This is a genomic window from Actinoplanes sp. NPDC051343 (assembly GCF_044455125.1).
GTDB lineage: Bacteria > Actinomycetota > Actinomycetes > Mycobacteriales > Micromonosporaceae > Actinoplanes.
In genome coordinates this window covers 380,175-398,336 of the sequence record NZ_JBITEL010000003.1, presented here as the reverse complement: position 1 = coordinate 398,336, position 18,162 = coordinate 380,175, and the positions used below count along the sequence as shown (strand labels likewise).

Here is an 18,162-nt window from a genome sequence, read left to right as displayed (position 1 = left end):
CGTGCGGATTCGTCGCACCACGGCTGCGGTGGCGCTGGCCGTCGCGGTCATCGCCCCGGCCGTCTCGGCCACCACGGCGGCTTACGCCAAGTCCGCATCGTCATCCTCCGGGCATCCCGCCAAGCCCGCCCCGGCCTCGTCCCACCGCCCCGCCAAGCCGGCCAAGCCCGTCAAGCCGGCCAAGGTCGCCTTCACGGCGACCGGCACGATCACCGCGGTTGATTCGGTCGCGGGGACAGTCACGGTCGCTGCGAAGGGCGGCACCAAGGACGTACGCGGTAAGACCGTGACCATCGCAGTGACCGCGACCACCCGCGTCCACTTGAGCGGCAAGAACAAGTCGGCGGCGGCGCTGGCGGCCGGTGCCCGGATCTCGGTGATCGGCTTCCACCAGGCGTCGGCCTACACGGCCACGCAGATCGAGGCGACGCTTCCCCCGGTCAAGCACTCCCCCACGCCCGCACCGAGCGCATCGACCCCCGCCGCGTCGCCGACCACCCCGTCGGACGACGCTACGCCGGAGCCTTCGGACGACGTCACCCCGGAGCCCTCGGACGACGTCACCCCGGAGCCCTCGGACGACGCGACACCCGCGCCGTCGGACGACTCGACTGCTGTCCCGTCGGCGACGCCCACGGCCTGAAAGCGCAGCCGGTTCCGCTACCGACCGGCCGGTCGCATCGCCGTGGGTGTGCCGCGACGGAAGAGCCCGGAACCCGGCCGGGCCGGAGCGGACCGACGGAAGCGGAAGCGAAGCCGGAGCCGGAGCCGGAGCCGGAGGGTGACCATGCGCGGAGGCAGGGTGACCATGCAAAGGTGCGCGACGCGCGGCAGGAGGCTGGGTGACGCCGAGGTCGCGAGCACACGGGCCCGTGAGCGTCATCCACCCGCGTACGTCTGGAAAGCCGGCAGCGGGTCGCTCGGGTGAGTCAGGCGCCGCGGCGGTGTTCGAAGATGAGGTAGGTCTCGGTGCCGGCGATCAGGCGGGTGCCGCTGAGGCGTTCGGTGATGACTGTGCGCAGGTCGTCCACGTCGGCGGCGGCGACGTGGAGGAGGAAGTCGTAGGAGCCGGAGACGAAGTAGACGTCGCGGACCGCGGGGATGCCGGCCAGGGACTCGGCGAACTTGCCGATGGCGTCCCGGGACTCGGAGCGGATGCGGACGGCGATCATCGCTTCGATCGGGCGGCCGATCCAGGCCGGGTCGACGTCGGCGTGGAAGCCGCGGATGGCGCCGATCTCGCGGAGGCGGCGGATGCGGGTCAGGCAGGTCGACGGGGCTATGCCGACGCGCTCGGCCAGGGCGTTGTTGGGCATGCGGCCGTCGGCCTCGAGGAGGGTCAGTAACTCTCTGTCGATGTCGTCGACACTTCGAAGATCCTTCGGTACGTCGGTCATTGACCACCGTCGTTTCGCATGTTGTTCGTGCTCGGCGCTACCGCCAGAATGTTATGCGCCACTGTTGCATCTCCGCAGCACATCGTTTCAGGCTAACGGCAAGGGAGCAACGGCGCTCGCAGTTACGGAGAGGGAACAAGTCATGCGGATCGGTGTGCCGACCGAGGTCAAGAACCACGAGTACCGGGTGGCCATCACCCCGGCCGGGGTTGCGGAGTTCGTGCGTCGTGGTCACCAGGTCCTGATCCAGGCCGGCGCCGGTGCCGGATCGGCGATCACCGACGGCGACTTCGGGTCCGCGGGCGCGACGATCATTCCCGATGCGGACAGCGTGTGGGCGCAGGCCGACCTGCTGCTCAAGGTCAAGGAGCCGATCGCGCAGGAGTACCACCGGCTGCGGGCCGGGCAGGTGCTGTTCACCTACCTGCACCTCGCCGCCGACGCCGAGGGCACCAAGGCGCTGATGAACAGCGGGACGACCGCCATCGCGTACGAGACGGTGCAGCTGGCCGACGGCTCGCTGCCGTTGCTCGCGCCGATGTCCGAGGTCGCCGGACGGCTCGCGCCGCAGGTGGGGGCGTACAGCCTGATGCGTAACAGCGGCGGCCGGGGCGTGCTGCCGGGTGGCGTGCCGGGCGTGGCGCCGGCCAAGGTCACGGTGATCGGTGGCGGCGTCTCCGGGGTGAACGCGGCGACGATCGCGCTCGGCCTGGGTGCCGAGGTGACGATCCTCGACCTCAACATCAACCGGCTGCGGCAGATCGACGCCCAGTTCGGCGGGCGGGTCAAGACGCTTGTGTCGTCGGCGTACGCGATCGAGCAGTCGGTGCTCGAGGCCGACATGGTGATCGGCGCGGTGCTGGTGCCCGGTGCGAAAGCTCCCAAGCTGGTCAGCAATGACCTCGTGAAGCGGATGAAGTCCGGCTCGGTGCTGGTCGACATCGCGATCGACCAGGGCGGCTGCTTCGAGGACTCGCACGCCACGACCCACGAGGACCCGGTCTATCGGGTGCACGAGTCGGTCTTCTACTGCGTGGCCAACATGCCGGGTGCGGTGCCCAACACCTCGACGTACGCGCTGACCAACGCCACCCTGCCGTACGCGCTGCGCCTGGCCGACCTCGGCTGGGAGAAGGCGCTCGAGCAGGACCCGGCGCTCGCGCTCGGGCTGAACGTGCACGCCGGGCAGCTCACCAACGCCTCGGTGGGTGAGGCGCTGGGGCTGCCGTCGGTGGCCTTCTGATCTAAGCGGCCGGCCGTTACAGGTAGTGGTTGATCTGGGTCAGGTCGGCCTCGGAGAGCCGGTCGGTGCTGGTGTTGCGCTGGTGCCAGAACGGGTAGCTCAGCGGCGTGCTGCTCACGTCGTCGAGCGCCTTCACCTCGTCCGCGGTCAGCACCAGGTCGGCCGCGGCGAGGTTGTCGCGCAGCTGCTCCGGCGTGCGGGCGCCCACGATGATCGAGGTTACCGCCGGCTTCTGGGCGATGTACGCCAGGGAGACCCGGGCCGCCGAGACGCCGTGCGACTCGCCGATCTTCACCGCGAGCTCGATCGTGTCGTAGAGCCTGTCCTCGTCGTGGACCGGCGGCTCGGACCACTCGGTCAGGTGCCGGCTGCCGGCCGGGGCGTCGACGCCGCGACGGTATTTGCCGGAGAGCAGGCCACCGGCGAGCGGGCTCCAGACCAGGATGCCGACGCCCTGGTCGACCGCGGCCGGGACGATCTCCGTCTCGATGTCGCGGTTCTGCAGCGAGTAGTAGAGCTGGTTGCTCGCGTACCGCTCGATGTGCCGCTGGTCGGAAATGCCGAGCGCCTTCATCATCTGCCAGGCGCCGTAGTTGGAGCAGCCGACGTAGCGCACCTTGCCGCTGCGGACCAGGTCGTCGAGCGCGGTCAGGGTCTCTTCCAGCGGCGTGTGGCCGTCCCACTCGTGCACCTGGAAGAGGTCGATGTAGTCGGTGCCGAGCCGCCGCAGGCTGGCCTCGGCACCACGGATGATGTGGTGTCGGGACAGGCCGGCGTCGTTCGGGCCGTCGCCCATCGGCATGCGGACCTTGGTCGCGATCAACCAGTCCTCGCGGGTGTTACCGAGCGCCTGGCCGAGGATCTCCTCGGCCAGGCCCTCCGAGTAGACGTCGGCGGTGTCGATCATGTTGACGCCCGCGTCCTTGGCGATCTCGATCTCCTCGCGGGCCCCGTCCACGTCGATCTTGCCGACGGGCGTGGCCCAGCCGGTGCCGCCGAAGCCCATCGTGCCGAGGGTGAACGTCGAGACCCTCAGGCCGGTACGGCCAAGCTGCCGGTACTGCATGTGTTGTCCTTCTCTCCGGTAAAGATTGCGCCTCATCAGCCAACTCCAGAGGTACCCGCTTGTCCACCGGATCCACATCACTGCACCCGTTCCCGGATGGCGCGCCCGGGCGGCTGGGTGTATACCGCTCGGTATGAGGCAACGACGCTTCGTGAGCGGTCTGGTCGCACTCAGTTTGGGATTGACCCCGGCGAATGCGCCCGGGGCTCCCGGTGTTGACCAGCAATATCTCCCGGCGGACAAGGCCGGCTTCCTGACCGCGCGATCGAGCGCGAGCACGGTCTGGGCCACCGTGCAGCGCTCGGGCGGGCTCGGGGAGATCTTCTACCCGACGGTCGACGCGCCCGCCGCGCGAGGCCTCACGTTCGTCGTCGCCGACGGTCACGGGCACGCATGGCCGGCCACGGCGACCTCCACATCCCCGACCCTGGACTTCCGGCAGGCGTTCCGCGGGCCCGGATGGCGTCTGAGCGCGTCGTACACGACCGATCCGGCCCAGAACACGGTGCTGGTGGACGTGCGGGTGTCCGGGCCGGTCACCGCCTACGTGATCTTCGACCCGGCATTGGCGAACAGCCGCGGCGGGGATGCGGGGCGCACCGAGGGTGACGCATTGACCGCTACCGACGGTGGGATGTCGAGCGCGCTGATGGCCTCGCCGGGGTTCCGTGCCACGTCCAGCGGCTTCGCCGGGATCAGCGACGGCCGGACCGACCTGCTGGCCGACGGGCGGATGGACTGGCACTACCGGTCGTCCTCGGCCGGCAGCCTCGTGCAGACCGGACAGATCGGGCGGCATGCCACCCTCGCACTGGCGTTCGGCGCCAGCGCCTCCGCCGCGCTCGACACGGCACGGGGGTCACTCCGGGCGGGATTCCCGCGCATACAACGGGCGTACGCGTACGGCTGGAACCGTTATCTCTCGGCTCTGAAGCCGCCGCCCTCGGTTTTGAAGACGTCGTCGGAACGGCGGCTCTATCGAATGTCGACGATGGTGCTCGCCGCGAGTGAGGACAAGACGCATCCGGGCGCTTTCGTGGCGGCGCCGGCGGCACCGTGGGCCTTCGGTCAGGACGATCCGTCCGGGCCCTATCACCTGGTCTGGTCGCGTGACCTCTATCAGATAGCGACCGGCCTGCTGGCCGCCGGCGACGTTTCCGGCGCTTCGCGGGCGCTGTCGTTCCTGTTCGGCGTGCAGCAGAAAGCCGACGGGTCGTTCCCGCAGAATTCCCGCGTGGACGGCACACCGGTGTGGGGCGGATTGCAACTGGACGAGGTGGCGCTGCCGATCGTGCTCGCCTATCAGCTGGGCAGGCGGGACGCCTCCACCTGGGCCCACGTGCGGCGCGCGGCCGATTTCCTGGTGAACTATCCTCCAGCGCCGCTCACACCGCAGGACAGGTGGGAAAACCAGTCGGGCTATTCACCGGGAACTATCGCTGCTTCCATTGCCGGGCTGGTCTGCGCGTCGACGATCGCAGCGGCCAACGGCGATGCCGCCGCCGCTCGCCGATATCTGTCCACGGCGGACAACTGGCGGGCCCGGGTCAAGGAATGGACGGTCACCACGAATGGGCCCTATTCTCCGCGGCCCTACTTCCTGCGACTCACCAAAGATGGCCACCCGGACCTCGGTACCACGTATGCGATCGGGGACAGCGGACCGTCGGCGATGGACCAGCGGAAGGTCGTCGACCCGAGTTTCCTCGAGCTGGTGCGGCTGGGCGTCCTCCCGGCGCGTGACCGGGACATCGTGAACAGCCTGTCGGTGGTGGATCGCCAACTCGGGGTGGCCACGCCGAACGGGTTCTACTGGCATCGGGCGTCGTTCGACGGCTACGGCGAACAGGCCGACGGAAGCCAGTGGGAGTACGACGAACCGCCCGATTCGATGGTGTCGCGGGGGCGCGCGTGGCCGTTGCTGAACGGCGAACGCGGTGAATGGGCGCTGGCCGCTGGCGATTCGTCCACCGCCGCACGACAGCTCGCGGCCATGGCCGCCGCGGCCGGGCCGGGCGACATGCTGCCGGAGCAGGTGTGGGATCAGGCGGGTCCGGCCCCCGGGCGTCCGACGTTCTCGGCTACGCCGCTGGCGTGGACGCACGCGCAGTTCATCCGCCTGGCCTGGGATCTGCAGGCCGGACGGGTGGTCGAGCAACCGGCCGCGGTGGCCGCGCGCTATCTGCCCCGCGGTTAACCCCGGCGGCGGTCAACCGCCTGCTTCCAGCACCTCACGCAGCTTGGCCAGGTCGGCCGCCACGGCGGCGGTGTCGCGGTCGAAGTCGGCGTCGGAGATGTCGCCGAAGCGGCGGACCGCGAAGGTGACCTCGCAGCCGTCGTCGTAGGGGACGACGCGCATCGGGTTGTAGAAGATGTCACCGCTCGGGAACGTGACGCGGTGGTCGAGAACCCCGAGGTCGTTGCGCGCGACGAACTCGAAGCGGAGCTCGCCCTCGGGCGACTCGATGATCCACTCGCCGTCGACCTGCCGGATCGAGCTGCCGAGGCCGGAGGACCAGCGCGGGAGGTTGGCCGGGTCGGCGACGAACGCGTAGACCTCGGCGGCGGGGCGGCCGATGCGTTCGCCCAAGTGCCGGGTGGAGGAAGGCATGACGGCATCCTGCCACCCTCACGAGCGAAGTGAGCGGAACAACGTCGTGATCAGACGGCGCCGGAACGTAGTTACTCGGGCACCCTAGGGGATGCCCGCAACCTCAACTCGCCAGGCGGAAAACCTCCGCGTGGACCTGCGCGGACGGCACGTTCAGCCCGCGGAGACCCCGCAGGACCGCCTCGGTCATCGGCATCGGGCCGCAGACGTACGTGTCACGGTCGGTCACGTCCGGAACCATACGACTCAGGTTTTCGGCGCCGAACGGGTCGAACGGCGGTGACCCCGCACCCGTACGCCCCGTGACCAGGTGAAGCCGGGCGCCGCGCATCGACGCCAGATTGCGCAACTCGCCGAGAAGCACCGCCTCCGCCTCGTCCCGCACCCGATAGAGAACAACAATGTCACCCGTCATCTGCTCGTCCTCGAGCAGCGCCCGAATCGGCGTGACACCGATCCCCCCGGCGATCAGAAGCGCGTTCGGGCGAGTGCGCTGGTCGGCGGTGAATGCCCCGTACGGTCCCTCGGCGAAGATTTTCGCCCCCACCTGAAGATTGCGCAGAGAGCTGCTGGTCTTTCCGATGCCCTTCGCCGTGAGGCGGAGACGCCGGCCGTCGGGAGCCGCCGACAACGACCACGGATTGACCTGGAACCAGCCGTTGTCGCCGGGGAACCGCCAAAGGAAGAACTGGCCGGCCCGACAATTGAGGCGGCCCAGATCGTGGCCGGTCGCATAGACCGAGACGACATCGCCGGACTCGGGCACCACCGCGGCGACGGTCAGCCGGTGCCGGGCATTACGAACCAGCGGGACGATCATGCGGCCGACGACCAGGGCGCCGATCGCGAACGCCCAGAGCGCCCACCAATAGAGCCGCGTCAGAGCGTTCGTCTGGAAAGCGGTGCCCTCGGACAGCTGATGCAGGATGGCGAGGACGATCACGACGTAGACGACGAGGTGGAGAGCGTGCCATGCCTCGTACGAAAGGCGGCGCCGTGCGAAACGCATGGAGAACAAGCCCATGAGCACAACCAGGGCCGCCGCGACCATGCCGAAAAGGACCGGGGTCTGCCCGGCCAGGTTGGAAAACTCGCCGAAGAACGAGAGCTTGTCGAGCTCGGAATAGCCGAGCAGCACGAACGTGGGGTGCAACAACACCAGCCAGAAGATCGTGAAACCGGTCCAGCGGTGCCAGGTGGTCAGACGGTCCATGCCGATACGCCGATCCAGGAACGGCAGGCGGGAGATCAGCAGAAGCTGCAAGGCCATCACGAACGCCAGATGCAGACCGAGGAAACGGCCGACCGCCCTCAGCGTGTTGTGGGCCGGAGGACCGGCGGTGAAGAACATCCCCTCGACGATCACCAGATTGGCGACGACGAACACGACGGCCGCAATGCGGGCGACGCGTGCCGGCGAGGTAGCGGTGCTGGTCTGAGGCAGTGTCGCGGTCATCCGAACTCCCGGGAGTCGACGTTGCCAGGGTGTACCACTCCTAGTGGTGGTTGGTTCGGGTGCGCAATCGTGCAGGCGACATTTCCCGGTTTGGGGAACCCGGGAATAATGGCCCGGCGCCCGGGTGGTCCGGGCCGGGAAAGGAGCGAACGGATGGCGAAGGCGGCCGAGCCGGATGGCCCGGGCACGGTTGAGGCGGACGCTTCGACGCAGCCTATCGCCCAGTCGGAAGCAAAAGTACCGACGAAGCCGGCCGCTGCAGACTCGGCCTCGCCGTCCGCGCCGCCGCCATGGCCACCCCCGGCCGCGGCGCCGACCTCGCCGGTCAAAGCCGCGTCACCCTCGAAGCCGGCTTCGGCTCCGGGGCCGGCAACCGCGGCCAACGTCGGGTCGTCGAGTGGTGCTCCGCAAGCCTCTGGGGACGCGGCCGATCCTGAACGGTCGGGCGGCGTTGAAGGCGCGGCCGGGTCGGCTGACTCCCCCGGCGCGGGCGGATCTCAGGCGGTGGCTGCGAGGGCGGCGCCGGAACCGACAGCATCGGGGAGTGCCGAGCCGACCCCGGAGACAACGGACGCTGACAACGACGCGGCGGCTACGACGCCGGAAGCGCAGCCGACCGCTGACCGGCCGGGGACGCCGGCGAAGGGCATCGCGCGGCCGATGTCACCGGCGGCCGGGGATTCGAAGGAAACGGCCTCGTCGCCTGTTCGGGAGAAAGGTGCTCCCGAATCGGCGGCGCCGGAGGAGGCCTCCGGACCGACAACGCCGCCGGATTCCGGCCAGCCGGAGGCCGCGGAGCCGGCGGCCGCTGCCCCACCGGCAACACCGGTCAAAGCCTCGGGGCGGGCTACACCATCGGCCATGCCCGCGAAGGGCGCGGAAGCTCAACCGGTGACACCGGTCAAAGCCTCCGGACGGGCGACACCCTCCGCCATGCCCGCGAAGGGCGCGGAGACGCCGACGGAAGCTCAACCAGTGACACCGGCCAAGGCCTCCGGAGGGGCCACGCCACCGGCCGCACCCGCGTCGCCCGAAGTTGTGCCGCCCGATCCCCGACGAGGTTCGGCTCTCGCGGAACCGCCGACTGCCGCGCACCCGAAGGGATCCGCGAAAGGCACCGCGTCCGTAGCGTCTCCGAAGACCGCGGGGCCCTCGGCTGCCGCCGAGCCGTCGACCGCTCCGCCCGCCTCACCTTCGACTGCCCCGCCCCCCGCCGCCCCACCTTCGGCTGCCGCGCCCCCGGCCGCCACGCCTTCGGCTGCCCCGCCTTCGGCACCCGACAAGACCGCCGGAGCTGGCGCGGCCGTGGCGCCCACCCAACCGGCTCAGCCAGCGGCCACACCGAAAACCGAGGAGCCTGGGCCCGGCGGCGATGCCACGCGGCCGATGGTGCTCCCGTCGAATACCGCTCCACCCGCGGAAGCAACCCAGCCGATCAATCCGAAGACTAAACCCGCCTCCGCGCCCGCAAAGGGCACTGCAACAGCCAAACCGGCCCCGCCACCATCGCCGGCTGAGGACGCGGCATCCGCCGAACCGGCCGGGCCGCTCTCGCCGGCCATCGGAACCGCATCGGCCGAACCCGCCGCACCGTCACCGCTGGCCAAGGACACCCCATCCCCTGAACCCGCCGCACCGCCATCGCCGGATGAGGGAACCGCATCGGCGAACGGCACGTCACCCGCGACGGCGGACAGCACCTCGCTTGCGCCGTCGGCGGCGGAAACCACCGCGGCCGCCGCATCGTCGTCGCCGACCGGAGATGCTGCCCCCGCGGACGCCACGCAGGTTGTCGCGCCTCAGAAGGAGCCCGGCGAGACCGCCCACCCCGCGCCGATCGCCCTCCGGCTGCGTCTGACCAAGCGCCGCGCCCTGCTCCTGGCGCTGATCGTGGTTCTGGCCGCGCTCACCTCCGGCGCCACCGTCCAGCTTCGCCGGACGCCGCCCTCGCCCACGATCACGGTCGACGTTGCTCGGAGCATCAGGATTCCGGGGTCGGCGCTCAAGCTTCCGTGGCCCAAGGCCGGCTCGGCCGAGATGATGGTTGAGGGGCTGGGGCGCCTGGGCGGGGTCAACGGCAAGAAGGCGGCGCCGATCGGGAGTGTCGCCAAGGTGATGACGGCGTACCTGATTCTCAAGAACCATCCGCTGACCGCCGGCGGCCCCGGTCCCGTGCTGACCGTGAGTGCCGCCGATGTGGAGGACTACCAGTCGCGCATGCCGAGCGGGCAGTCGCTGGTCAAGGTGAAGACGGGTGAGCGGATCACCGAGCGGCAGGCGCTCGAGGCTCTCATGCTGCCGTCGGCCAACAACATCGCCCACATGCTCGGCGTGTGGCACGCCGGAACCGAGGACGCGTTCATCGACGACATGAACGACGCCGCCGCCGAGCTGGGGATGACCGGCACGAAGTACACCGATCCGAGCGGCTTCCTGCCGACCACCGTGAGCACCGCCGCCGACCAGGTAATTCTTGCCCGCGCGGCGTTGCAGGACGAGGTGTTCGCCGACATCATCGCCGAGCCGTCGGCCACGATCCCGGTCGCCGGGAAGATCAAGAACTACAACGGCATGCTCGGCAAGGACGGCGTTTTCGGCATCAAGACGGGGTCGACGACGGAGGCCGGCGGCAACCTGGTGTTCGCGAGCCGCATCGAGCTCGACGGGCAGGTCCTGACGATCGTCGGCGCGGTTTTCAACCAGCCCGGCGAGGGCACGCCGGCCCAGCTCGCGCGGGTCAACAAGGTCGTGCACAAACTGCTGACCTCGGCCCGGTCGGTGATCCGCAGCTACTCGATCATCCCGGCCCAGCCGATCGGCAAGATCACGACCGAGTGGGGCGAGGAGGCGACGGTCAGCGCGGCGTCCGCATTGAAGGTCATCGGCTGGCCGGGCCTCACGGTACCGGTCAAGGTCACCACCTCGGCGCCGGGCGCCTCGGTGCGCGCCGGCCAGACGATCGGCGCGGCCGAGGCGTTTCCCGGGCCTGCAGCCGTACGCATCGACCTGCGCGCCGACCGCACCGTAAGCGGCCCGTCCGTCTGGTGGAGACTGACGCGCGGGTAGCACCAGGCCAGCCGTTCAGTAAGCGGCCGTCCTCTGCGCGGCGGGCCGGGGGGTGTGGCGGCCCTCTGTGCAGACTGACGGGCCGGCAGCAGCAGGCCGGCCGTTCAGTAAGCGGCCCGTCCTGCGGTGGAGACTGACGGGCCCGCAGCAGCAGGCCGGCCGGTCAGTGCACCGGGGCGTGGAGCACGCGGTCTACGTCGGCGTCGGTCAGCTGGTCGAAGTTGTCGTACCACCGGCCGACCGCACGGAACAGCGGCGGCATGTGCAAGCAAATCACCTGGTCGGCTTCGGCGTCGACCAGGGCGCGGGCGGCGCTCGCGCAGACCGGCAGGGCGAGGATCAGCCTGGCCGGGGCTCGTAGCCGCAGCCGGCGCAGGGTGGCGACCGCGGTGACGCCGGTGGCCAGCCCGTCGTCGACCAGGATGACCGTGCGACCGGTGACCGACGGGAGCGGCCGGTCGCCGCGGTAGCGCTGGATGCGCCTCGCCAGCTCGGCGCGTTCGGCGGTTACGGTCTCGGCCAGGTCGGCTTCGGTCAGGCCGAGCGCGTCCAGGGCGTCGACGTCGAAGAGGGGCGGTCCGTCCTCGGCGATCGCGCCGATGCCGTACTCGGGCCGGGCGGGCGCCCCGATCTTGCGGGCTACGACCACGTCGAGGTCGGCGCCGATCGCGGCGGCTACGTGGGCCGCCACCGGTACGCCGCCACGGGGCAGCGCCAGCACCAGCGGCCGTTGGCTGCCCGAGCGCGGAGGGCAGAGGCGCGCTATCTCCTGGGCGAGCTCGCGGCCCGCCTCGTCACGGTCGGCGAAGAGCATGGCAACCCCCTGAAGAGGTACGTGTCGAGCCAGGCCGGGCCCGTTGCGCGGGGTGTGCCGGCAACTGCCGGCGGCCGCCTGCGAGCGCCGTCGTGCGTGTCATGTCGTCTTTCCCGGTCTCCTAGCTGCGGATACCCGGGGTGGACGGCCCTATACGTCTGACCTGACCGTGTGGGCCAAGGGCTGGCGCACAACCAGTGCATAGGGCAATGATCGCGCTGAGCAACGACTTGGGGGCAGTCAGGAGCGACGTCCGGCCCGACATCCCGCACATCGACGCCACGGTGACCGCGCCCAAGGTGCACGAGCTCGCCGAGGCGGTGGCCGTTCCCTGTTACAACTGGGTGATCATGCCGATGATCGCGGCGATCGACGGCGTCCTGCGCCTCGATCCGGACGACCACGGCCCGGTGCAGCCGGCACGGGCCAAGCGCTGATTCCGTGCGTACGCTCAGCAAGCCGGACCCTCCCGGCGGCCTTGGCCGACGGCTTCTCAGGCTGCCGACCTTCTTCTACCGAGCCCGGCTTCTACCGAGCCCGGCTCGGATGGATCTTCGGGCGGCGGCTGGTGCTGGTCCACCACGTGGGGCGGCGCACCGGGCGGCGGCACGAGGTGGTGCTCGAAGTGGTTGACCGGTCCGGTGGCGCGGTGACGGTCGCGTCCGGTTTCGGGCCGCGCGGCGACTGGTACCGCAACCTGCTCGCGGCGCCGCGCACGACGATGATCATCGGCGCGCATCAGCAGCCGGTCGAGGCCCGGGCGCTCGATGCCGAGGAGGGCTCGGCGGTGCTGCTCGCCTACGGCCGGCGCCACCGGCGGGCGGCCCGTGTGGTCGCCCGCCGGACGGGCTACGAGATCGGCGGCTCCGACGCCGACCTGCGCGAACTGGGCCGCCGGCTGCCGTTCCTGCGGCTGGAGCCGGCCCTCAACCGATGATGTCGGTCCACTCGCGGATCTCATGATCTTTGACGACGCCGTGGAGGAGGAACGGGTCGTCGGCGACGAACGCCTCGGCCGCTTCACGGGTCGGGAAGATCGCCATGGCGCCCTGCTCCTGGGGATCGGCGAACGTGCCGATCGAAAGGATCTCGCCCCGGTCGCGGAACTCGTGGATGCGCGCCAGATGGGCGGGGAAATGGGCCGGTGCTTTCGCGGCCACATCCTCGGCCGAGTGGTAGAGCACCACGTAGCGGGTTGTCATGACGCGACCGACGCGTACGCCCGGAGCGTGGCCTGCCAGGCGCCCGGATCCTCGAAGGTCTCCTTCATCGCGGCCGCATCGGCGCCGAAGGCGTCGAGGTCGCGGTGCTCCAGCCGGACCCGGGTGCGCCCGTCCCCAACCGGCTCGAAGCGGACCTCGACGGTGGTGACCAGGTCGGTGTGGAACTTCCAGTCGGCGCCGATCTGCCACGTGACCACGAAGCGGCCGGGCGGCTCCCAGACCACGACGACGCCGGTCGAGGTCTCGGTGCCGTCCTCGTGCCGGGTGAACCAGCGGCCGCCGGTCCGCGGCTCGACGATGATCTCGGCGATCGGGGCCGAGCCGATGTGATGGTCGGCGGGCCACCACGAGGTCATGTCGGCGGTGAAGAGTTCGAAGGCGCGCGCGGGGGGAACGTCGACGACGACCTCCCGGCGCACCGCGCTATCTGTCTCAATCATGGGCTTCTCCGGTCCTGTCGTCGGTTGCCCGGTCTCGGAAGGCGGCCAGCGAACGCTCCCAGAACGCGTCGAGGTAGGCGCGCAGCACCGCCAAGGCCTCGGGATCGGCCTGGTAGAGCCGGCGGGTGCCCTCCTGCCGGTCGATCACCAGGCCCACTTCTTTGAGCACCTTGAGGTGCTGGGAGACGGCCGGGCGGCTCACCGGCAGCACGTCGGCGAGCTGGCCGACGGCGAGGGGCCCGTGGGTCAGCTTGTCGAGAATGGCCTGCCGGGTGGGGTCACCCAGGGCGCTCAGCATCGCGGTTGCGTTCGTCATGGCTTACCGTAAGCTACGACTTACGGTTGAGTCCGTCAAGCGGTGACGGCCCGGGGTGGTGCCGACGACCGCGGTGAAGGCGGCTATGAAGTGACTGGGGTTGGACCAGCCGCAGGCGTGGGCCACGCGGGTCGTGTCGTGGCCGTCGGCCAGCAGCAGAAGGGCGTGGCAGATGCGTAGCTGGGTTCGCCACTCGTAGAAGGTCATGCCCAGCTCGTCGCGGAAGAGGCGGCTCAGAGTGCGGGCCCCGGCACCCACCGCCCGGCCCAGCGCGGCCAGCGGGGAGTTGTCGGCCCGGGCGCGGCGGGAGGCGCCCGGTCAGGGCGGCCGTCAGGAAGACGATCCGCATGTCGGTTTCGCCGTGGGCGCGGTGGTGGTGGGTGGCGCCGGGCGGCGTCCAGGCGAGGCGGTTGGCCGGGACGATCGACGTGCCCCGGTCGGAGTGGACGGCGAGGACGCCACGGGCCGCGTAGACAAGATGGCCGCGGGAATGGGAATGGGCCTCGCTCGTTCCGCCCGACGGCCACAGGTGCACGCCGCCGGACGGCCAGACGCGGGATTGGCGGGCCTCGGGCATAACTTGGCAATCTACCGGTGGACGGCCGCCGCCCGGGCGGACGAACGTTCAGGCCTCGGCCGCAGTGCCTGCGGGGACGACCGTCGCCGCCGTGATGGGCGAGATGGGGCGCGACTTCGACGGCGGCTATGCCGAGTACGCGCTGCTGCCCGACGACCTGCTGATGCCGATCACCACCGCGCTGCCCCGGGAGGTGCTGGCCGCGCTGCCGGAGACCTACCTGACGGCGTACGGTGCCCTCGACGCCCTGGGTGCCGGTCCGGGTGACCGGCTGCTGATCCGGGGCGGGACGTCCTCGGTCGGCACGGCCGCGGCGTCGATCGCGTCCGGCCGCGGCATCGAGGTCGCGGCGACGACCCGGCGGCCGGACAAGGCGGCGGCGCTGACCGCGGCCGGCGTCGAACACGTCCTGGTCGAGCCGGGACGGCCGCGGGACGACTGGGCGAGCCACGTCCTCGACCTGGTCGGCACGGACACGGTGGCGGAGTCGCTGCGCCTGGTCCGGCGGGGCGGGACGGTGTGCGTGGCCGGTTCGCTGAGCGGGTGGCTGCTCCGCGACTTCGAGCCGATCGCGACGATCCCGTCCGGGACGCGGCTCACCGCCTTCCACAGCAACGACCTCCGGGGCTGTGCGGGCGCGGCGACGCTCCAGCGGATCGTCGACGACGTCGCGGCCGGCGTCTACCGGCCGAACGTCGACCGGGTGTTCGGGTTGGACGAGGTGGCCGCGGCCCACCGCTACATGGAGGAGAACCGGGCCAGCGGGAAGGTAGTGATGTTGCCGTAGCCTCCGGCTTTGATCGACCCGCACGGTCCGACCGTGGCCGTGTGGGTAACTTCAGAGAGGCTTGTTCATCAGGCGGCCGGTCTCGGTGAAGCCGAGCTGTTCGTAGAGGCTGCGGGCGCCCGGATTGTGGGCGTAGACGTGCAGGCCGATCTCGGTCGCGCCCTGATCGCGACACCACTGCTGGGCGAGCTCCATGATGGAGCGTCCGAAACCCCGGCGGCGCAGGTGCTCCGGGACGGCGATGTCGTACACGTAGGCGCGGTTGTCGGTCAGCTTGATCCAGATGTGGCCGACCTCCTCCTCGTCGTCGTTCCAGGCGACGAGGAGATGGTGGCCCGGGGTGCGCAGACCCCGGGTGAGCAGGGCGTCGGTGCCCTCCTTGGCGCGCCGGACCGCTTCCTCCCGTGGGACTCCGCTCTTCTCGATGCTGACGGCGTAGGAGTTGAGTTGCTCCGAGTAGTAGCTCCGGTAGCGGTCGTCGGTCATCGGCTCCAGTCGCATACCCAGATTCTGCCGGATCGGCGATTTCAACGGCCCGGCAGCGATAGCGCGCCCCGGGTACGTTGCGCAGATGGACTTTCAGGACGTTCTGCGGCGGCGCCGCATGGTTCGCCACTACGACACCGACCGGCCGGTTCCGCCCGAGGTCGTCGACCGCATCATCGACAATGGACTGCGAGCGCCCTCGGCCGGGTTCTCGCAGGGCTGGGGCTTCCTGGTCCTCGACACGCCCGCCGACATCGAGCTCTTCCGGGCCGCCGCGCGCCCCGCCGAGGACCCCGACCGCTGGTTCGCCGCGAACGTTCAGGCGCCGCTGCTGATCGTTCCGCTCGCGAACAAGGACGCCTACCTCGACCGGTACGCCCAGTCCGACAAGGGCCACACCGACCGCTCGGACGCCTGGTGGCCGGCGCCGTACTGGGACATCGACGCCGGCTTCGCCTCGATGCTCATGCTGCTGAGCGCCGTCGACGCCGGCCTCGGTGCCTGCTTCTTCGGCCTGCCCGCCGACCGGATCGACACGTTCCGCCAGGAGTTCGGGGTGCCACCGCAGTACAACCCGATCGGGGCGATCTCCGTCGGGTACAGCCAGGAACCGGCCCGTGACCTTCGCTCCCGGCGGCTTCCCCGGGCCGACGTGGTCCGCCGGGGCAGATGGCAGCAGCCGGGAGACGCCTCGTAGCGGGCGCAGGCGCCGTCGGGCACCCCCCTACTACGGCTGGCTGAGGCTCGGCCTGCCGTCCTCGATGTGGCCGACCAGCCGCCGGGCGTAGGTTTTGTCGAGGTCGCCGGTGAGGGAGACGTCGTACCAGCCGTCGCGCAGGCGGATCTTGTGGACCTGGCTCTGGCCGGGGTTGAGGCGGACCACCGTGCGGTCGCCGGTGTAGGCGTCGGTGAGCAGGACGCGGGCCGGGCGGCCGGACGGGTTGGCCAGGGTGAGGCGGTCGTGGCGGATCGTGGCGTCAACGCCGGCGCCGCGGAAGTGGCGGAGGAAGCCGTTCGGGCCGTGGACCGTGACGTCGGCGGTGGCCGGCCAGGTGCCGGTCAGGTGGGTGTGCGCGGCGGCCGTGAAGGTCTGCGGGTCGGTGCCGGGTCGGGTTACGTAGAAGACCGCGCCGATCGAGCCCCGGCTGGCGAAGGTGATCTCCAGCTTGGACCCGTGGTAGCGGGCGTCGGCGGCCAGGTCGTAGGGCACCGGCCGGGCCGGGCGGCGGCCCGGCTCCTGGTGCGGGAGCTTCGGGTCGTCCGGTGGTGTCGGCACGTAATCGGGGTGCCGGTCGCGGTCCGGCGGCTGGTAGCCGGCGGTGCCGGGCAGATGGGGCGGCGTCGTGCGGGTCTTGCCGAAGTCGAATGCGGCGGTCAGGTCGCCGGCGACCGCGCGGCGCCAGGGCGAGATGTTGGGCTCGTGGACGCCGAACCGCTTCTCCATGAACCGGATGATCGACGTGTGGTCGAAGACCTCGGAGCAGACGTAACCGCCGGTGCTCCACGGGGAGACGACGACCATCGGGACGCGGACGCCGAGACCGTAGGGGCCCGGGGTGAAGCCGCTCTCGTCGAGGAACTCGCCCGCGGTCGACACGGTTGACTGGCCGGCCGTGGGATAGCCGGGGACCATGTGGTCGAAGAAGCCGTCGTTCTCATCGTAGGTGATGAACAGCGCCGTGCGGGCCCACACCGAAGGGTCGGCGGTCAGCGCGTCGAGGACCTGGGCGACGTACCAGGCGCCGTAGTTGGCGGGCCAGTTCGGGTGCTCGGTGTACGCCTCGGGGGCGACGATCCAGGAGATCTGCGGGAGCTTGCCGTTGACGACGTCGTTCCGCAGAGGCGCGAAGAAGTCGCTGCCGGCGGTTCCCGTGCGGGCCTTCTCGTAGAGCGGGCTGCCGGGTGCCGCGTTGCGGTAGTTGTCGAAGTAGAGCAGCGAGTTGTCGCCGTAGTTGCCGATGTAGGCGTCCTGGGTCCAGCCCCACGAGCCGGCCGCGTCGAGCCCTACGCCCTGATCCTGATAGATCTTCCAGGAGACGCCGGCCTGCTCCAGCCGCTCGGGATAGGTCGTCCAGCCGTAGCCCAGCTCGTCGTTGGTGACGACCGGGCCTCCGCCCTTGCCGTCGTTGCCGACGTAACCGGTCCACATGTAATAACGGTTCGGGTCCGTCGGACCCAGCAGCGAGCAGTGGTACGCGTCGCAGACCGTGAACGCGTCGGCCAGCGCGTAGTGGAACGGGATGTCCTCCCGCGTCAGGTACGCCATCGTGGTCGGCGTCTTGGCCGGCACCCAGTTGTCGTAGCGGCCGCCGGCGAACGCGTCGTGCCCGTCGTTCCAGCCGTGCGCCAGGTCCTGGATGAACTGCAGGCCCAGGTCGTCGGCCTCGGGACGGAACGGCAGGACACCGCTCTGGTGCCACACCGACTGACCGTCCGGGAGGGTCACCGGTGTGCGGTCGCCGAAGCCGCGCACCCCGCGCAGCGAGCCGAAGTAGTGGTCGAACGACCGGTTCTCCTGCATCAGGACGACGATGTGGTCGATGTCCTTGATGCTGGAGGTGCGGCGGTCGGCCGGGATGGCCGCCGCACGCGCGATGCTGGGCGACAGCGTGGCCATGGCGGTGGCACCGCCGGCCATCGCCAGGAATCCACGGCGGTTGATCGGGCTCATGGCCGCCAT

At 70.5% G+C, this 18,162-nt stretch carries 20 protein-coding genes and 1 pseudogene; 8 read left to right on the top strand and 13 right to left on the bottom strand.

Annotated elements, in window-relative coordinates; genetic code table 11:
- Position 1: 1 nt before the first annotated feature.
- Positions 2-643 (top strand): hypothetical protein, encoded by a 642-nt coding sequence (locus ACIA5C_RS12400; RefSeq protein WP_396053686.1) that lies wholly within the window; start codon positions 2-4, stop codon positions 641-643.
- Between the two features lie 286 nt (positions 644-929).
- Here ACIA5C_RS12400 and ACIA5C_RS12395 read toward each other — a convergent pair whose 3' ends face one another.
- Positions 930-1,397, bottom strand: a complete 468-nt coding sequence (locus ACIA5C_RS12395) for an Lrp/AsnC family transcriptional regulator (RefSeq protein ID WP_396053684.1) — start codon at positions 1,395-1,397, stop codon at positions 930-932.
- A 142-nt stretch (positions 1,398-1,539) separates the two neighbouring features.
- Here ACIA5C_RS12395 and ald point away from each other — a divergent pair, with 142 nt between their 5' ends.
- Complete coding sequence (gene ald, locus ACIA5C_RS12390; RefSeq protein WP_396053682.1) at positions 1,540-2,640, top strand: alanine dehydrogenase; 1,101 nt, start codon at positions 1,540-1,542, stop codon at positions 2,638-2,640.
- Between the two features lie 16 nt (positions 2,641-2,656).
- Here ald and ACIA5C_RS12385 read toward each other — a convergent pair whose 3' ends face one another.
- Positions 2,657-3,706, bottom strand: a complete 1,050-nt coding sequence (locus tag ACIA5C_RS12385) for an aldo/keto reductase (protein ID WP_396053680.1) — start codon at positions 3,704-3,706, stop codon at positions 2,657-2,659.
- Between the two features lie 133 nt (positions 3,707-3,839).
- Between ACIA5C_RS12385 and ACIA5C_RS12380 the strand changes: the two genes are divergently transcribed.
- The gene (locus tag ACIA5C_RS12380) at positions 3,840-5,903 is read left to right on the top strand and encodes a glycoside hydrolase family 15 protein (protein WP_396053678.1); all 2,064 of its coding nucleotides are present in this window, start codon (positions 3,840-3,842) and stop codon (positions 5,901-5,903) included.
- A 12-nt stretch (positions 5,904-5,915) separates the two neighbouring features.
- On the opposite strand, the gene ACIA5C_RS12375 is transcribed toward ACIA5C_RS12380, so the two are convergent.
- From ACIA5C_RS12375 to ACIA5C_RS12365, 3 genes are all read right to left on the bottom strand, one after another.
- The gene (locus tag ACIA5C_RS12375) at positions 5,916-6,317 is read right to left on the bottom strand and encodes an SRPBCC family protein (RefSeq protein ID WP_396053676.1); all 402 of its coding nucleotides are present in this window, start codon (positions 6,315-6,317) and stop codon (positions 5,916-5,918) included.
- 103 nt (positions 6,318-6,420) lie between these two features.
- Positions 6,421-7,773 (bottom strand): ferric reductase-like transmembrane domain-containing protein, encoded by a 1,353-nt coding sequence (locus ACIA5C_RS12370; RefSeq protein WP_396053674.1) that lies wholly within the window; start codon positions 7,771-7,773, stop codon positions 6,421-6,423.
- Between the two features lie 1,325 nt (positions 7,774-9,098).
- On the bottom strand, positions 9,099-9,557 hold the full coding sequence (locus ACIA5C_RS12365; RefSeq protein ID WP_396053672.1) for a hypothetical protein: 459 nt from the start codon (positions 9,555-9,557) through the stop codon (positions 9,099-9,101).
- 106 nt (positions 9,558-9,663) lie between these two features.
- Here ACIA5C_RS12365 and ACIA5C_RS12360 point away from each other — a divergent pair, with 106 nt between their 5' ends.
- Positions 9,664-10,839, top strand: coding sequence for a D-alanyl-D-alanine carboxypeptidase family protein (locus tag ACIA5C_RS12360; protein ID WP_396053671.1), 1,176 nt, complete (start codon positions 9,664-9,666; stop codon positions 10,837-10,839).
- A gap of 163 nt (positions 10,840-11,002) precedes the next feature.
- Here the strand turns inward: ACIA5C_RS12360 and ACIA5C_RS12355 are convergent, their stop codons facing one another.
- A complete protein-coding gene (locus tag ACIA5C_RS12355) occupies positions 11,003-11,653 on the bottom strand; it encodes a phosphoribosyltransferase (protein ID WP_396053669.1) in 651 nt (216 codons plus the stop codon).
- 209 nt (positions 11,654-11,862) lie between these two features.
- On the opposite strand from ACIA5C_RS12355, the gene ACIA5C_RS12350 reads away from it, so the two are divergent.
- Positions 11,863-12,090 carry a hypothetical protein gene (locus tag ACIA5C_RS12350; RefSeq protein WP_396053667.1) on the top strand — a complete coding sequence of 76 codons (228 nt, stop codon included), beginning with the start codon at positions 11,863-11,865 and terminating at the stop codon, positions 12,088-12,090.
- 41 nt (positions 12,091-12,131) lie between these two features.
- Positions 12,132-12,590: a nitroreductase family deazaflavin-dependent oxidoreductase gene (locus ACIA5C_RS12345; protein WP_396053665.1), complete on the top strand. Its 459-nt coding sequence runs from the start codon at positions 12,132-12,134 to the stop codon at positions 12,588-12,590.
- On the opposite strand, the gene ACIA5C_RS12340 is transcribed toward ACIA5C_RS12345, so the two are convergent.
- The 5 genes and pseudogenes from ACIA5C_RS12340 to ACIA5C_RS12320 form a co-directional block, all read right to left on the bottom strand.
- Positions 12,580-12,855, bottom strand: coding sequence for a YciI family protein (locus tag ACIA5C_RS12340; protein ID WP_396053663.1), 276 nt, complete (start codon positions 12,853-12,855; stop codon positions 12,580-12,582). The two genes, ACIA5C_RS12345 and ACIA5C_RS12340, sit on opposite strands and share 11 nt — an antisense overlap.
- Positions 12,852-13,316: an SRPBCC family protein gene (locus ACIA5C_RS12335; RefSeq protein WP_396053661.1), complete on the bottom strand. Its 465-nt coding sequence runs from the start codon at positions 13,314-13,316 to the stop codon at positions 12,852-12,854. The genes ACIA5C_RS12340 and ACIA5C_RS12335 overlap by 4 nt, the downstream gene beginning before the upstream one ends.
- Positions 13,309-13,632, bottom strand: a complete 324-nt coding sequence (locus tag ACIA5C_RS12330; protein ID WP_396053659.1) for an ArsR/SmtB family transcription factor — start codon at positions 13,630-13,632, stop codon at positions 13,309-13,311. The genes ACIA5C_RS12335 and ACIA5C_RS12330 overlap by 8 nt, the downstream gene beginning before the upstream one ends.
- Before the next feature lie 3 nt (positions 13,633-13,635).
- Positions 13,636-13,839: a helix-turn-helix domain-containing protein gene (locus ACIA5C_RS12325; RefSeq protein ID WP_396053657.1), complete on the bottom strand. Its 204-nt coding sequence runs from the start codon at positions 13,837-13,839 to the stop codon at positions 13,636-13,638.
- 187 nt (positions 13,840-14,026) lie between these two features.
- Positions 14,027-14,209: pseudogene (locus ACIA5C_RS12320) on the bottom strand (AraC family transcriptional regulator); the annotation flags it as partial.
- 94 nt (positions 14,210-14,303) lie between these two features.
- Here ACIA5C_RS12320 and ACIA5C_RS12315 point away from each other — a divergent pair.
- Positions 14,304-14,996: a zinc-binding dehydrogenase gene (locus tag ACIA5C_RS12315; RefSeq protein ID WP_396054321.1), complete on the top strand. Its 693-nt coding sequence runs from the start codon at positions 14,304-14,306 to the stop codon at positions 14,994-14,996.
- Positions 14,997-15,047: 51 nt separating this feature from the next.
- On the opposite strand, the gene ACIA5C_RS12310 is transcribed toward ACIA5C_RS12315, so the two are convergent.
- A complete protein-coding gene (locus tag ACIA5C_RS12310; protein ID WP_396053655.1) occupies positions 15,048-15,497 on the bottom strand; it encodes a GNAT family N-acetyltransferase in 450 nt (149 codons plus the stop codon).
- Between the two features lie 70 nt (positions 15,498-15,567).
- Here ACIA5C_RS12310 and ACIA5C_RS12305 point away from each other — a divergent pair, with 70 nt between their 5' ends.
- Positions 15,568-16,179: a nitroreductase family protein gene (locus ACIA5C_RS12305; RefSeq protein ID WP_396053653.1), complete on the top strand. Its 612-nt coding sequence runs from the start codon at positions 15,568-15,570 to the stop codon at positions 16,177-16,179.
- Between the two features lie 30 nt (positions 16,180-16,209).
- Here the strand turns inward: ACIA5C_RS12305 and ACIA5C_RS12300 are convergent, their stop codons facing one another.
- Complete coding sequence (locus ACIA5C_RS12300) at positions 16,210-18,153, bottom strand: phosphocholine-specific phospholipase C (RefSeq protein ID WP_396053651.1); 1,944 nt, start codon at positions 18,151-18,153, stop codon at positions 16,210-16,212.
- Positions 18,154-18,162: the final 9 nt, after the last annotated feature.

Excerpts from the sequence above, each read along its gene's own strand:
- ACIA5C_RS12335 (WP_396053661.1), bottom strand. The coding sequence starts at position 13,316 with ATGATTGAGACAGATAGCGCGGTGCGCCGGGAGGTCGTCGTCGACGTT.
- ACIA5C_RS12395 (WP_396053684.1), bottom strand. The coding sequence starts at position 1,397 with ATGACCGACGTACCGAAGGATCTTCGAAGTGTCGACGACATCGACAGA.
- ACIA5C_RS12385 (WP_396053680.1), bottom strand. The coding sequence starts at position 3,706 with ATGCAGTACCGGCAGCTTGGCCGTACCGGCCTGAGGGTCTCGACGTTC.
- ald (WP_396053682.1), top strand. The coding sequence starts at position 1,540 with ATGCGGATCGGTGTGCCGACCGAGGTCAAGAACCACGAGTACCGGGTG.
- ACIA5C_RS12315 (WP_396054321.1), top strand. The coding sequence starts at position 14,304 with ATGGGCGAGATGGGGCGCGACTTCGACGGCGGCTATGCCGAGTACGCG.
- ACIA5C_RS12310 (WP_396053655.1), bottom strand. The coding sequence starts at position 15,497 with ATGCGACTGGAGCCGATGACCGACGACCGCTACCGGAGCTACTACTCG.
- ACIA5C_RS12325 (WP_396053657.1), bottom strand. The coding sequence starts at position 13,839 with ATGACCTTCTACGAGTGGCGAACCCAGCTACGCATCTGCCACGCCCTT.
- ACIA5C_RS12300 (WP_396053651.1), bottom strand. The coding sequence starts at position 18,153 with ATGAGCCCGATCAACCGCCGTGGATTCCTGGCGATGGCCGGCGGTGCC.
- ACIA5C_RS12350 (WP_396053667.1), top strand. The coding sequence starts at position 11,863 with ATGATCGCGCTGAGCAACGACTTGGGGGCAGTCAGGAGCGACGTCCGG.
- ACIA5C_RS12305 (WP_396053653.1), top strand. The coding sequence starts at position 15,568 with ATGGACTTTCAGGACGTTCTGCGGCGGCGCCGCATGGTTCGCCACTAC.
- ACIA5C_RS12355 (WP_396053669.1), bottom strand. The coding sequence starts at position 11,653 with ATGCTCTTCGCCGACCGTGACGAGGCGGGCCGCGAGCTCGCCCAGGAG.
- ACIA5C_RS12375 (WP_396053676.1), bottom strand. The coding sequence starts at position 6,317 with ATGCCTTCCTCCACCCGGCACTTGGGCGAACGCATCGGCCGCCCCGCC.
- ACIA5C_RS12370 (WP_396053674.1), bottom strand. The coding sequence starts at position 7,773 with ATGACCGCGACACTGCCTCAGACCAGCACCGCTACCTCGCCGGCACGC.
- ACIA5C_RS12380 (WP_396053678.1), top strand. The coding sequence starts at position 3,840 with ATGAGGCAACGACGCTTCGTGAGCGGTCTGGTCGCACTCAGTTTGGGA.
- ACIA5C_RS12330 (WP_396053659.1), bottom strand. The coding sequence starts at position 13,632 with ATGACGAACGCAACCGCGATGCTGAGCGCCCTGGGTGACCCCACCCGG.
- ACIA5C_RS12340 (WP_396053663.1), bottom strand. The coding sequence starts at position 12,855 with ATGACAACCCGCTACGTGGTGCTCTACCACTCGGCCGAGGATGTGGCC.